Source organism: Achromobacter sp. MFA1 R4, assembly GCF_900156745.1.
Lineage (GTDB): Bacteria > Pseudomonadota > Gammaproteobacteria > Burkholderiales > Burkholderiaceae_B > Achromobacter.
Genome location: NZ_LT707065.1, coordinates 2,160,008 through 2,172,603, shown reverse-complemented (window position 1 = coordinate 2,172,603; position 12,596 = coordinate 2,160,008). Strand labels below are relative to the sequence as shown.

Here is a 12,596-nt window from a genome sequence, read left to right as displayed (position 1 = left end):
CAACGCAACGACCCTGGGTTGAAATCCTGCGGGTATTCCCCCCGACGCGCTCATCTAACGTTCGGATAGATGAATCGACAATCTGGGAAAGCTGATCATTCTAACGTGGTTAAAATTTGAGCGCAAGCACTTTGTTGGGATCGCGCACAAAAGACCACGCCCCCCTGTCAAGGGAGTGGTTTGTCGGGCTCTGCCCCCTATTTTTGGCGGTAGTAGCCCTTCTCCCAGGCATCGTGATTGACCTTGCCGCGACGGATTTCGTCCGTGAACGGCGCGGCCATGAGCACCAGGCGATTCAGCCATTTTACAGGAGCGCGGCAGGGTCGCTCGAAATCGACGAACAGCACCGCGCGCAGCCCGTCGGTGTCGTTGTGCACCTGGTGGGGATAGAGGTCATCGAACACCACGGCCTGTCCTTCCCGCCAGCTGTAGCGTTCGCCGCCCACTTCGATCCAGCATCGCTCGGGCGGATCGGGGATGACCAGGCCCAGGTGCAGACGCAGCACGCCGTTGTAGGGACCCGTGTGCAGCGGAATGCGCTTGCCGGCTTCCAGGATGGAAAAGAACGCAGTGCGTATCCCGGGAATGTCCTGCAACGCCTGGGCGGTGGCTGGGCAGCGCGCGAGGTTACGGTCGGAGCGCAGGCCGTAGCCCATGAAGACGAAGGTCTTCCATTGGTCGTCGGACGTGATCATGCCCACATCGGGGGATATCTCGTGGAAGGCGGGCAGTTTGCTGCGCTCGGCCAGCAGGCCGGTCAGTTCGGCGCGGATGGCGGGCGCCCGCGCTTCCAGCGTGGCGAGCCACGGAAACTGGCTGTTATGAAAGATGGGCTTGTCCCCCACGAGCGACGCCTGGGCGATGCGCTGGCGGAGCCAGTCGATGAAGCGGAAGAAGACCCGGGAATAGAGGCTGGGCTTGGCGGCCGGGCGCGCATCGACAGGTTGCACGATAGATAGATGGGGGGACAGCCGAAGATCCCTCATTTTGTCGACGGCGGCGCGCGCGCGCAAGCGCCGTGCACGCACCCAGCACGCACCCAGCACGCGAATGGCCCCAAGCCCGCCACCGGGATTGGCTCCCTCCGCTGGGAGGAAGCTGGTTTAGACTGCCGTGGCGACAGCGGTCGCTACCCCTCCCATTTCGCAAGGAACGACAGGCATGTATGAACAGTTGGCGCTGTATATCGACGGCGAATTCGTCGCTGGCGAGGGCAGGCGCACCCAGGATGTCATCAACCCGGCCACCCTCGAAGTGCTCGGCCAGCTGCCCCACGCCACGGAGGCAGACCTGGACCGCGCGCTGGCCGCCGCCCAGCGCGCCTTCGAATCGTGGAAGAAATCCTCGCCCATGGATCGCTCCGCCATCCTGCGCAAGGTCGCCACGCTGTCGCGCGAACGCGCCAAGGAAATCGGCCGCAACATGACGCTGGACCAGGGCAAGCCGCTGGCCGAGGCCGTGGGCGAAGTGACGTCCTGCGCCGAGCATGCCGACTGGCACGCCGAGGAATGCCGCCGCATCTACGGCCGCGTGATCCAGCCGCGCAACCCGGACGTGCGCCAGATCGTGGTGCGCGAACCCATCGGCGTCTGCGCCGCCTTCACGCCCTGGAACTTCCCGTACAACCAGGCCATCCGCAAGATCGCCGCCGCGATCGGCGCCGGCTGCACGGTCGTGCTCAAGGGCCCCGAGGATTCGCCCAGCGCGGTCATGGCGATTGCGCGCATGTTCCATGACGCCGGCCTGCCGAAGGGCTGCCTGAACATCGTCTGGGGCGAGCCCGCCAAGATCTCCGACTACCTGATCCGTTCGCCGATCGTGCGCAAGGTGTCCTTCACGGGTTCGGTCCCGGTCGGCAAGCAGCTTGCCGCGCTGGCCGGCGCCCACATGAAGCGCGTGACCATGGAATTGGGCGGCCACTCGCCCGTGCTGGTGTTCGACGACGCGGACATCGACCGCGCCGCCGAAATGCTGGCCAAGTTCAAGGTGCGCAACGCCGGCCAGGTCTGCGTGTCGCCCACCCGCTTCTACGTGCAGGACGGCGCATACGAACAGTTCCTGGCGCGCTTCTCGGATGTGCTGAAGAACATCAAGGTCGGCGACGGCTTGGAAGCCGGCACCGACATGGGACCGCTCGCGCATGAACGCCGCGTGCCCGCCATGAGCGCCTTCATCGACGACGCCAAGAAGCATGGCGGCAAAGTCGTGGTCGGCGGCGGCCCGCTGGACCGCAAGGGCTTCTTCTTTGCGCCCACGGTCGTGACGGAACTGCCCGACAACGCCATGCTGATGACCGAGGAGCCGTTTGGCCCGGTGGCGCCCGTGGTCCGCTTCAGCGATACCGACGAAGTGCTGCGCCGGGCCAACAGCCTGCCGTTCGGCCTCTCGTCGTATGTGTTCACGAATTCGCTGAAGACCGCGACCAAGGTGTCCAACGGCCTGGAGGCCGGCATGGTCAACATCAACCACTTCGGCAGCGCCCTGGCCGAGACGCCGTTCGGCGGCATCAAGGACAGCGGCATCGGCAGTGAAGGCGGTACGGAGACGTTCGAAGGCTATCTGGTCACGAAGTTCATCACGCACATCTGACCCGAACCGCCGGCCCGCTCAAGGCGCGCTTTCCGCCGCTGAACAAGCGGGCCGTTCTGCTTTGGCGCTGCGGCCGCGCCCGGGGCCGCCCGCTCAGGCCCGCGGCCCCGCCCCGGCCGCGCGCATATCCCGCGGGGTCATGCCGAAGCGCTGCTTGAACAGCCGGCTGAAATGCGAGGGATGGGCAAAGCCGACCTGGTAGGCCAGTTCGGCGATGCTGCGATGATGATGCCGCGCGTCCAGCAGCAGTTCGCGGCACCGGTCCAGCCGCTGCTCGAAGATGAACGCCTCCGGCGACACGCCCCCCGCGCGCAGAATGCGGTGCAGGTAAGCCACCGACACGCCGCAGCCCTGCGCCACCCGCAGGGGTGACAGGTCCGGATCGGCGAGATGCTGGCGGATGTAGGCGAGCACGCGCGCCCGGTGCGCTACCGTGACGCTGCTGTCCGCTTCCGACACCTGCCCCTGCCCCGGCTGCACCAGGAACAGGACGATGAGGTCGATGAGACGTTCGCCCAGTTCCGCCGCCTCGGTGTCGGACCACGTGGCCATCCCCTTGAAGAGGTGATCCATGTAGCCGGCCAGCAGCGCGCCGCGGGGCGATCCGTCATCGATGCGCAGCTTGTAGAAGGCGCCGACGCGCGAATCACGCTGCGACAAGGCGCTGCGCGGAAACGACACACTCAAGCTGCGATACCCCGATGCCCCCTGCGCCGTCGCCTGGTACGGCAGACTCTGGTTCATCAGATAGACGCAGCCGGGCTCCACCTGGAATTCCCGGCCCTGCTGGCGCACCGCCAGCGGACCGGCCAGTGGCAGGCCGAAGGTATAGAACTCCTGGTCGAGCCGAGACACGTTTCCCGTGGTGCGCTCCAGGCGCTGGCCCTGGTAGTGCAGGTCGTTGAACTGCAGGCTGGCGCGCCGCGCGTAACGCACGTGTCCCGCAAAGTTGCCTGGCTTTCCGCCATGCACCTCGAACGGCCCGAACGCATCGGAAAGCGCCGCGCGCCACTGATCGCGCCGGTCGGCGCCGGCGCCGGCCGAAATGGCGAATTCCGTATCTGGCATCGCACGGTCTCCTGGTGCACGGGGTGCGCAAATTGATCTTGCGTCTACATATTCTTGACTCACCCTGCTCTGGGGTGGCGGGCGCATTGTGGGCGCGCCTGCCGCAAGTCTATATTCAGCCCGATAAGCACACAACCTGGACAACCCGGGAGGAGACACATGGCACAGGCAAGCGCGGCAGCCGCCCGCCCAACGCCCGTCTCGCGCTACCTGCGCTGCGCGGGGCGTGAGCTGCACTACACCGAGTGGGGCCCGGCCGACGCGCCCCCCATCGTCATGTGGCATGGCCTGGCCCGGACGGGCCGCGACTTCGACGAACTGGCGCAGGCCCTGGCGGGCGACTACCGCATCCTCTGTCCCGATGCGATCGGGCGCGGCCTGTCCCAATGGAGCCCCGATCCGGTCGCGGAATACCGGCTGGACTTCTACGCCACGCTCGCGCGGGCCTTCCTGGACGGCCTGGCGCTCCAGCGCGTGCGCTGGGTGGGAACTTCCATGGGCGGGGCGACCGGCATGCACGCCGCCGCCACCACGCTGCGCGACCGCATCTCGCATCTCGTGGTCAATGACATCGGACCGGAGCTGCCGCAACCGGCTATCGAGCGCATTCTTGCCTATGCCGGCAATCCGCCGGCCTTCGACACCGTGACCGAACTGGAGACGTGGTTGCGCGCGGCCTACGAGCCCTACGGCTGGCAAAGCGATGAGCAGTGGCGCCGCATGGCGGAAACGTCGGTGCGCCGGCTGCCCGACGGCCAGGTGACGACGCATTACGACCCCGCCATCGTCGGCCAGTTCAGCCATCATCCCCGCGACTACGACCGTTGGGCGGGATACGACTCGCTGCGCATGCCTGTGCTGCTGCTGCGCGGCGCCGATTCGGATCTGCTGCTGCCCGAGGTCGCCGACGCCATGACACGGCGCGGCCCGCGCGCGCAGCGTATCGACTTTCCCGACTGCGGCCACGCCCCCGCCTTGAACGTGCCGGCCCAGATCGACGCCATCCGACAATTCCTTGCCACGCCGGACGACACGGCGGCACGTGCCCACTGACACCAGGAGACTTCCATGAAACGCGTTCTGCTCGCCACACTGGCCAGCCTTTGCATGAGTTCCGCGGGTTCCGCGCTTGCAGCGAAGGATTTCGTGGTGGCCCACGTCTACGACAAGACCGGCCCGCTGGAGGCCTACGCCAAGCAGACCCAGAACGGGTTGATGCTGGGCCTGGAATACGCGACCCAGGGCACCATGACGGTGGCGGGGCGCAAGATCCGCGTCATCGAAAAGGACAACCAGGGCAAGCCCGACGTCGCCCGCGCACAGCTCGCGTCCGCCTATGCCGATGACAACGCGGACATCGCGGTGGGGCCCACCTCGTCGGGCGTGGCGCTGGCGATGCTGCCGATCGCGGAAGAATACGAAAAGATCCTGCTGGTGGAACCCGCCGTGGCGGACTCCATCACCGGCGAAAAGTGGAACAAGTACATTTTCCGCACGGGCCGCAATTCGTCGCAGGACGCCATCGCGAATGCCGTGGCGTTCGACCAGCCGGGCACGTCGATCGCCATGCTGGCGCAGGACTATGCCTTTGGCCGCGACGGCGTCAAGGCATTCAAGGGTGCGCTCAAGAACGCGAAGATCGTGCACGAGGAATACCTGCCGGCCAATGCCACGGACTTCACCGCCGGCGCGCAGCGCCTGTTCGATGCGCTCAAGGACAAGCCGGGTCGCAAGATCATCTTCATCCTGTGGGCGGGCGCGGGCAATCCGTTCAAGATCGCCGATCTGGACCCCAAGCGCTACGGCATCGAAATCGCCACGGGGGGCAACACGCTGACCGCCATGACGCCGCTGAAGTCGCTGGCGGGCATGGAAGGCGCCACGTACTACTACTACGGCATCCCGAAGAATCCGGTCAATGACTGGCTCGTGGCCGAACACCAGAAGCGCTTCGGCCAGCCGCCCGACTTCTTCACGGCGGGCGGGATGGCCTCGGGCATCGCGATCGTCGCGGCGCTGAACAAGACCGGCGGCGATTCCGACACCGACAAGCTGATCAAGGCCATGGAAGGCATGAGCTTTGACACGCCCAAGGGCAAGATGACGTTCCGGCCCGAGGATCACCAGGCGATGCAGTCGATGTACCACTTCCGCATCAAGAACGATCCCTCGGTGCCGTGGGCGGTCCAGGACCTGGTCAAGGAGATCACCCCCGACCAGATGGCCGTTCCGGTCCAGAACAAGCGTTGATTCCCGCCGCTCATGCTTGAGACCCATTCGCTCTCCGTCCGCTTTGGCGGGCACGTGGCCGTCAATGACGTGAGCTGCGCCTACGCGCCCGGCACGCTGACGGCCATCGTCGGTCCGAACGGCGCGGGCAAGACGACATACTTCAATCTGATCTCGGGCCAGTTGCGCGCCAGCGCCGGAACGGTGACGCTGGACGGACGGGACCTGACCGGACTGTCCGCACCCGCGCGCATGCATGCGGGATTGGGGCGCGCGTTCCAGCTGACGCAGCTTTTTCCGCGCCTGAGCGTGCACGAGAACGTGCGGCTTGCCCTGCAGTCGCGCCAGCAGGGCCTGGGCTGGCGGCACATCAGGTTCTGGCGCACCTGGAGCGACGACCGCGGCCTCATCGAGCGCGCCGATGCGCTGCTCGAACGCACGCGCCTGACCGCGCGCCGCGATCACCCCGCCGCCGACCTGCCCCATGGCGATCAGCGCAAGCTCGAGATCGCCATGCTCATCGCGCTGGAACCCAAGGTATTCATGTTTGACGAGCCCACCGCCGGCATGAGCGTGGACGACGTGCCCATCGTGCTGGCGCTGATCCGGGAACTGAAGCGCGATGGCTCCAAGACCATCCTGCTCGTGGAGCACAAGATGGATGTCGTGCGCGAGCTGGCGGATCGGATCGTCGTGCTGCACAACGGCCGGCTGATGGCGGACGGCGATCCTGCGGCGGTCATCGCATCGCCCATCGTCCAACAGGCCTACCTGGGCATCAGCGCGCCGGAGGTGGCGGCATGACGGCGCATCCGCTCCTGCACCTGAAGGACGTCCACACGCACATCGGCGCGTATCACATCCTGCATGGGGTGAATCTTTCGGTGCCGGCTTCGGGCGTCACCATGCTGCTCGGCCGCAATGGCGCGGGCAAGACGACGACGCTGCGCACCATCATGGGCCTGTGGCGCGCGTCGCAGGGCCAGGTCAGCCTGGACGGCAAGCCCATCGGCGGCCCGGGCACGCGCACGACGCCGCCCGACATGGCGCGCATGGGCATGGCCTACGTGCCGGAGAACATGGGCATTTTTGGCGACCTGTCCGTGAAGGAGAACATCCTGCTCGCGGCGCGCCTGGCGCGTAGCGCCGACCACCTCGACACGGCGCGGCTGGAGTGGATCTTCGGATTCTTCCCCGCATTGAAAAAGTTCTGGCTGCATCCGGCCGGCAAGCTCTCCGGCGGCCAGAAGCAGATGCTGGCGATGGCGCGCGCGATCATCGAACCGCGCCGCCTGCTGCTGGTCGACGAACCGAGCAAGGGCCTGGCGCCCGCCATCATCCAGAACATGATCGATGCGTTCATCGAGCTCAAGCAGTCCAGCACCACCATTCTGCTGGTCGAGCAGAACTTCAATTTCGCCCGCCGCGTCGGCGACTACGCCGCGATCATGGACAACGGCAAGGTGGTGCACGCCGGCGCGATGGACGAACTGGCCGCGGACGAGGCGCTGCAGACGCGCTTGCTGGGCCTGTCACTAGGAAGCCACCAATGAGTACGCTGGACATCGAGGCCCCCCTGCCCCGCGCGCGCGCCGATCTTCTGCCGGTGCTGCTGGTGCTGGCGCTGGCCGCCATCGCGCTGCCGCTTGTCGGGTCGTTCTCCACCTGGGTCACGCTGACCTTCGCGGGTCTGGCCATGGGCATGATCATCTTCATCGTGGCTTCAGGGATGACCCTGGTCTTCGGCCTGATGGACGTGCTGAACTTCGGGCACGGTCTGTTCATCGCAATCGGCGCCTACATGGCCGCGACCATCCTGGGCTCCATGGCCGACTGGACGCAGTCCGGCAGCCTGTGGGCCAATCTCGTCGCGGTGTTGCCCGCCATGATCGTGGGCATGCTGGTGGCCGGCGCCGTGGGCCTTGCGTTCGAGCGCGTGATCGTGCGGCCGGTCTATGGCCAGCATCTGAAGCAGATCCTCATCACCATGGGCGGCATGATCATCGGCGAGGAAATCATCAAGATGATGTGGGGGCCGCAGACGCTCACCCTCGCGCTGCCGGAGTCGCTGCGCGGCGCATTCCTGCTGGGCGACGCCGCCATCGAGAAGTACCGCGTGCTGGCGTTGCTGGTGGGCCTGGTAGTCCTGGGCGGCATGCTGTGGGTGCTCAACCGCACCAAGCTGGGGCTGCTGATACGCGCCGGCGTCGAAGACCGCGAGATGGTCGAAAGCCTGGGCTACCGCATCCGGCATCTCTTTGTCGGCGTATTCGTCGCCGGGTCGATGCTTGCCGGCCTGGGCGGCGTGCTGTGGGGGATGTACCAGCAGTCGATCGTGCCCCAGCTGGGCGCGCAGGTGAACGTGCTGATCTTCATCGTCATCATGATCGGGGGCCTGGGCTCGACGGTGGGATGTCTCATCGGCGCCCTGCTGGTGGGCCTGATGGCGAACTACACAGGCTTCCTGATGCCGAAGGCCGCCCTGTTCTCGAATATCGCGCTGCTGGTCGCCATTTTGCTGTGGCGGCCGCAAGGCGTGTACCCGGTCACGAACCGCTAGGAGCCGTCGACATGTCGTTCCGCCTGCTTTCCGGCGACCCTCCGCGCAGCGCGATCCTGGCCCTGCTGCTCATGGCGATCGTGGCCGCGCTGGCCGTGGCGCCGTTCCTGTTCCCCGGCCCGAAGGCGCTGGCCGTGGCGGCGAAGATTCTCGTCTTCATCATCCTGGTTGCCAGCTACGACCTGCTGTTGGGGTACACCGGCATCGTCAGTTTCGCGCACACCATGTTCTTCGGAATAGGCGCGTACGGCGTGGCGATCGCCAGCATGCGCATGGATGCGGGTTGGACGGCGGTTTTCACGGGGGTCGCGGGCAGCCTGGCCGTGTCGCTCGCCTTTGCGCTGTTGATCGGCCTAGCCAGCCTGCGCGTGCGCGCGATCTTCTACGCCATGATCACCCTGGCCGTCGCCGCGGCCTTCCAGACGCTGGTCTCGCAGCTCTCGGACCTGACGGGTGGCGAGGACGGCCTGAACTTCAAGGTGCCGCAGATGCTGCGGCCTGCGTTTCGCCCTTTGTCCGAGCCCGTGTTCGGCGTCAACGTGGACGGGCGGATCATCACGTACTACCTGATCGCGGCCGTCTGCGTGGTGCTGTTTCTGATGTTGCTGCGTATCGTGAATTCCCCGTTCGGCCGCGTGCTGCAGGCGATCCGCGAGAATCCCTTCCGCGCCGAAGCCATCGGTTATCGCACCGTGCTGTACCGCAGCCTGTCCAATCTGCTGGCGGCCGCGTTCGCCACGCTGGCCGGGGCGATGTACGCGCTATGGTTGCGCTACAACGGGCCGGATACGACCCTCTCGTTCGAGATCATGCTCAACATCCTGCTCATGGTGGTCATCGGCGGCATGGGCACGATGTACGGCGCGGTGCTCGGCGCGAGCCTGTTCGTGTTCGCGCAGAGCTACCTGCAGGACGGGCTGCACGCGATCCACGATGGGGTTTCCGGCATCGCGCCTTTGGCCATGCTGTTCGAACCGGACCGCTGGCTGTTGTGGCTGGGGATTCTGTTCGTGTTGTCGGTCTATTACTTTCCCACGGGCATCGCCGGGCGCCTGCGGGAGTTCGCGCGCCGCCCTGCCCGCCAGGCCGCGCATCCGAAATCCCACGGCCTGCGCTAACGGCCCAGCTGCCTCAACGTATCCGCATCGCGCCGCAGCGCGTTGACTCGGCGTTGCATCTCGTCAACGCTTCGGCGCGAGTCGCTGCCCGCCCGATCCAACTGGGATCCCGATGGCGTCGGGGCCAGCCGGGGCATGTTCATCGGCGCCCCGGAACTCAGGGGGATCGTGGCCGGGGCCGGCGGGCCCGCTCCTTGCGGCGTGGCGTTCAGCACGCGCTCCAGTATCCGCAGCTGATCGCGTTGTGCCTGCAGCGCACGTTCCTGGTCCAACAACGCCTGTTCATCCGGATCGTCGGTGCCGAAGATCGCCGCATGATCGCGCGACCGTCCTTCCAGATTGACGCGAGGATCCGGCCCCGCGTTCAGCAAGGCGCGGCCGATCGTCGCGGGATCCGAGGCCGTTGGCGGGCTGGCTGCGGCGTCCGGCTTCACCACGCCCTTGCCCGACTGCGATGGCGCGCCGGTGCGTGGCTCGGAGGCCAGGGAACGCGAGGGCGCGGTTGCCGGGTCCTGGGCCTGCGCCTGCGCCACGGCGCTGACCATCGCAAAGCCGCATGCGGCCAGCCAGGCCGATCGGCGCGATTTCATGAAACGGTGCATGGTTCCTCTGCTTCGTGGCACGCAGGCGGCAAAAAAAAACGGCAAGGGGTTTAGCCCTTGCCGTTTTATATCAGAACGGCGAACCGTTCCGATGTCTTGCTTTCACTTAGATGATACGTGCGGCTTCAACCAGACGCACCACGCGCCACGACTTCGAGCGCGAGATGGGACGGCCTTCAGCGATTTCAACCGTATCGCCTTCGTTGTACTGGTTCGACTCATCGTGCGCCTTGTACTTCGCGGAACGCATGATGATCTTGCCGAAGATGGGGTGCTTGACGCGGCGTTCAACCAGAACCACGACAGTCTTGTCCATCTTGTTGCTGACGACCTTGCCAACCAGCGTGCGCTGGCGCTTGGCCACTTGGGTGTTTTGAGTTTCGCTCATCTTTATTTCCCTGCCTTCTCGGTCAGCAAGGTACGAACGCGCGCAATGTCGCGACGCACGTTGCGCAGCTGGCTGGTGTTGGCCAGTTGCTGCGTGGCCTTCTGCATACGCAGACCGAATTGTGCCTTCAGCAGGCTTTCGAGCTCTTTGCCGAGCTCGGCGGCGTCTTTCGAACGGAGTTCGCTAGCTTTCATGTTAGTACTCCTTAAGCACCGATATGACGCGCGACGAACGTGGTCGAAATCGGCAGCTTGGCAGCGGCCAGGCGGAAAGCTTCACGCGCGAGCTCTTCGCTAACCCCTTCCATTTCGTAGAGCACCTTGCCGGGCTGGATTTCAGCAACCCAGTACTCCGGGTTGCCCTTACCGTTACCCATACGGACTTCGGCAGGCTTCTGCGAGATGGGCTTATCCGGGAAAATGCGAATCCAGATACGGCCGCCACGCTTGATGTGACGATTGATGGCGCGACGAGCAGCTTCGATCTGACGGGCGGTCAGACGGCCACGGCCCGTGGCCTTCAGGCCGAACTCGCCGAACGACACGTGGGTGCCACGGGTCGCCAGACCGGTGTTGCGGCCCTTCTGCTCTTTGCGATACTTTCTGCGAGAGGGTTGCAGCATGGTTATTCTCCTTCAGGCGCCGGAGCAGCATCCGCCTTGCGGGGAGCGCGGCCACGACCACCCGGACGACCGGTGCGAGCACCGTCCGGACGATCGCCACGCGGAGCGCGGCGCGGACGACGTTCTTCTTCACGCGGGGCTGCGGTTTCCGGCGGCAATTCGCCGTTGGCCAGCATGTCGCCCTTGTAGACCCAGACCTTGATGCCGATCACGCCGTACGTGGTGTGGGCTTCGGAGGTGCCGTAGTCGATGTTGGCCTTGAGGGTGTGCAGCGGCACACGGCCTTCGCGATACCACTCGGTGCGAGCAATTTCGATACCGTTCAGACGGCCCGAGCTCATGATCTTGATGCCCTGGGCACCCAGACGCATGGCGTTCTGCATCGCGCGCTTCATGGCGCGACGGAACATGATGCGCTTCTCGAGCTGTTGCGAGATCGAGTCGGCGATCAGTTGAGCATCGGTTTCCGGCTTGCGGATTTCTTCGATGTTGACGTGCACGGGCACGCCCATCAGGCGCTGCAGATCAGCCTTCAGGCTTTCGATGTCTTCGCCGCGCTTGCCGATCACCACGCCCGGACGAGCCGAGTAGACGGTGATGCGGGCATTCTTGGCGGGACGCTCGATGATCACGCGACCAACGGAGGCGCTCTTGAGCTTCTTCTTCAGGTACTCGCGAACGCGAATGTCTTCGGCGAGCATCGTGCCGAAGGCCTTGTCGTCGGCGAACCAACGCGAGGACCAATTACGGGTGACCGCGAGACGGAACCCAGTGGGGTGAATTTTCTGACCCATCGTGACTCCTTAAGCTCCGACCTTGACCGTGATGTGGCAGGTCTGCTTCTCGATACGGTTGCCGCGGCCCTTGGCGCGAGCGGAGAAGCGCTTCATCGACTGAGCCTTGTCCACAAAAATCGTGGTGACTTTCAGTTCGTCGATGTCGGCGCCGTCGTTGTGCTCGGCGTTGGCGATGGCGGACTCGACAGCCTTCTTCAGGATGACGGCAGCCTTCTTCGGCGAGAAGGTGAGGATTTCCAGCGCACGGCCGACCTTCTGGCCGCGGATCAGGTCCGCAACCAGACGGGTCTTCTGTGCGGAGATGTGAACCCCACGGATAATGGCAGTAGTTTCCATCGCTTACCTCTTCGCCTTCTTGTCCGCGGCGTGACCCTTGAACGTACGGGTCAGCGCGAACTCGCCCAGCTTGTGACCGACCATGTTCTCGTTGATGTACACGGGAACATGCTGCTTGCCGTTGTGCACAGCGATCGTCAGACCGATGAACTCGGGCAGGATCGTGGAACGACGCGACCAGGTCTTGATCGGCTTCTTGTCTTTGCCCGCGACGGCCGTGTCCACCTTTTTGATCAGGTGAGCATCGACAAACGGGCCTTTCTTGATCGAACGTGACATAGTGTTCG

Annotated in this window: 16 protein-coding genes; 7 read left to right on the top strand and 9 right to left on the bottom strand. The window is 65.2% G+C overall.

Annotated elements, in window-relative coordinates:
- Positions 1–197: 197 nt before the first annotated feature.
- Positions 198–950 (bottom strand): aspartyl/asparaginyl beta-hydroxylase domain-containing protein, encoded by a 753-nt coding sequence (locus BXA00_RS09815; RefSeq protein WP_156902780.1) that lies wholly within the window; start codon positions 948–950, stop codon positions 198–200.
- A gap of 211 nt (positions 951–1,161) precedes the next feature.
- Here BXA00_RS09815 and BXA00_RS09810 point away from each other — a divergent pair, with 211 nt between their 5' ends.
- A complete protein-coding gene (locus tag BXA00_RS09810) occupies positions 1,162–2,589 on the top strand; it encodes an NAD-dependent succinate-semialdehyde dehydrogenase (RefSeq protein ID WP_076518334.1) in 1,428 nt (475 codons plus the stop codon).
- 93 nt (positions 2,590–2,682) lie between these two features.
- Here BXA00_RS09810 and BXA00_RS09805 read toward each other — a convergent pair whose 3' ends face one another.
- The gene (locus tag BXA00_RS09805; protein ID WP_076518333.1) at positions 2,683–3,657 is read right to left on the bottom strand and encodes a helix-turn-helix domain-containing protein; all 975 of its coding nucleotides are present in this window, start codon (positions 3,655–3,657) and stop codon (positions 2,683–2,685) included.
- A 159-nt stretch (positions 3,658–3,816) separates the two neighbouring features.
- Between BXA00_RS09805 and BXA00_RS09800 the strand changes: the two genes are divergently transcribed.
- From BXA00_RS09800 to BXA00_RS09775, 6 genes are read left to right on the top strand one after another with little or no spacing between them, the layout of a single operon-like run.
- On the top strand, positions 3,817–4,710 hold the full coding sequence (locus tag BXA00_RS09800) for an alpha/beta fold hydrolase (protein ID WP_076518332.1): 894 nt from the start codon (positions 3,817–3,819) through the stop codon (positions 4,708–4,710).
- Positions 4,711–4,725: 15 nt separating this feature from the next.
- Positions 4,726–5,907 (top strand): substrate-binding domain-containing protein, encoded by a 1,182-nt coding sequence (locus BXA00_RS09795; RefSeq protein ID WP_076518331.1) that lies wholly within the window; start codon positions 4,726–4,728, stop codon positions 5,905–5,907.
- A gap of 12 nt (positions 5,908–5,919) precedes the next feature.
- Positions 5,920–6,690, top strand: a complete 771-nt coding sequence (locus BXA00_RS09790; protein ID WP_076518330.1) for an ABC transporter ATP-binding protein — start codon at positions 5,920–5,922, stop codon at positions 6,688–6,690.
- Complete coding sequence (locus tag BXA00_RS09785) at positions 6,687–7,439, top strand: ABC transporter ATP-binding protein (RefSeq protein WP_076518329.1); 753 nt, start codon at positions 6,687–6,689, stop codon at positions 7,437–7,439. Before BXA00_RS09790 ends, BXA00_RS09785 begins: the two co-directional genes overlap by 4 nt.
- Positions 7,436–8,446 (top strand): branched-chain amino acid ABC transporter permease, encoded by a 1,011-nt coding sequence (locus BXA00_RS09780; RefSeq protein WP_076518328.1) that lies wholly within the window; start codon positions 7,436–7,438, stop codon positions 8,444–8,446. The genes BXA00_RS09785 and BXA00_RS09780 overlap by 4 nt, the downstream gene beginning before the upstream one ends.
- Before the next feature lie 11 nt (positions 8,447–8,457).
- On the top strand, positions 8,458–9,564 hold the full coding sequence (locus tag BXA00_RS09775) for a branched-chain amino acid ABC transporter permease (protein WP_076518327.1): 1,107 nt from the start codon (positions 8,458–8,460) through the stop codon (positions 9,562–9,564).
- On the opposite strand, the gene BXA00_RS09770 is transcribed toward BXA00_RS09775, so the two are convergent.
- From BXA00_RS09770 to rpsS, 7 genes are all read right to left on the bottom strand, one after another.
- On the bottom strand, positions 9,561–10,166 hold the full coding sequence (locus BXA00_RS09770; RefSeq protein WP_231952239.1) for a hypothetical protein: 606 nt from the start codon (positions 10,164–10,166) through the stop codon (positions 9,561–9,563). The two genes, BXA00_RS09775 and BXA00_RS09770, sit on opposite strands and share 4 nt — an antisense overlap.
- Positions 10,167–10,272: 106 nt before the next feature.
- On the bottom strand, positions 10,273–10,554 hold the full coding sequence (gene rpsQ / locus BXA00_RS09765) for a 30S ribosomal protein S17 (RefSeq protein WP_006216549.1): 282 nt from the start codon (positions 10,552–10,554) through the stop codon (positions 10,273–10,275).
- A 2-nt stretch (positions 10,555–10,556) separates the two neighbouring features.
- Entirely contained in the window at positions 10,557–10,748 is a 192-nt protein-coding gene (gene rpmC, locus BXA00_RS09760; protein WP_003806912.1) for a 50S ribosomal protein L29, read from the bottom strand.
- An 11-nt stretch (positions 10,749–10,759) separates the two neighbouring features.
- Positions 10,760–11,176 carry a 50S ribosomal protein L16 gene (rplP, locus tag BXA00_RS09755; RefSeq protein ID WP_006389610.1) on the bottom strand — a complete coding sequence of 139 codons (417 nt, stop codon included), beginning with the start codon at positions 11,174–11,176 and terminating at the stop codon, positions 10,760–10,762.
- A gap of 2 nt (positions 11,177–11,178) precedes the next feature.
- Positions 11,179–11,970 carry a 30S ribosomal protein S3 gene (gene rpsC, locus BXA00_RS09750; RefSeq protein ID WP_056571007.1) on the bottom strand — a complete coding sequence of 264 codons (792 nt, stop codon included), beginning with the start codon at positions 11,968–11,970 and terminating at the stop codon, positions 11,179–11,181.
- A gap of 9 nt (positions 11,971–11,979) precedes the next feature.
- On the bottom strand, positions 11,980–12,309 hold the full coding sequence (rplV, locus tag BXA00_RS09745) for a 50S ribosomal protein L22 (RefSeq protein WP_006227021.1): 330 nt from the start codon (positions 12,307–12,309) through the stop codon (positions 11,980–11,982).
- A 3-nt stretch (positions 12,310–12,312) separates the two neighbouring features.
- The gene (gene rpsS, locus BXA00_RS09740; protein ID WP_006216555.1) at positions 12,313–12,588 is read right to left on the bottom strand and encodes a 30S ribosomal protein S19; all 276 of its coding nucleotides are present in this window, start codon (positions 12,586–12,588) and stop codon (positions 12,313–12,315) included.
- Positions 12,589–12,596: the final 8 nt, after the last annotated feature.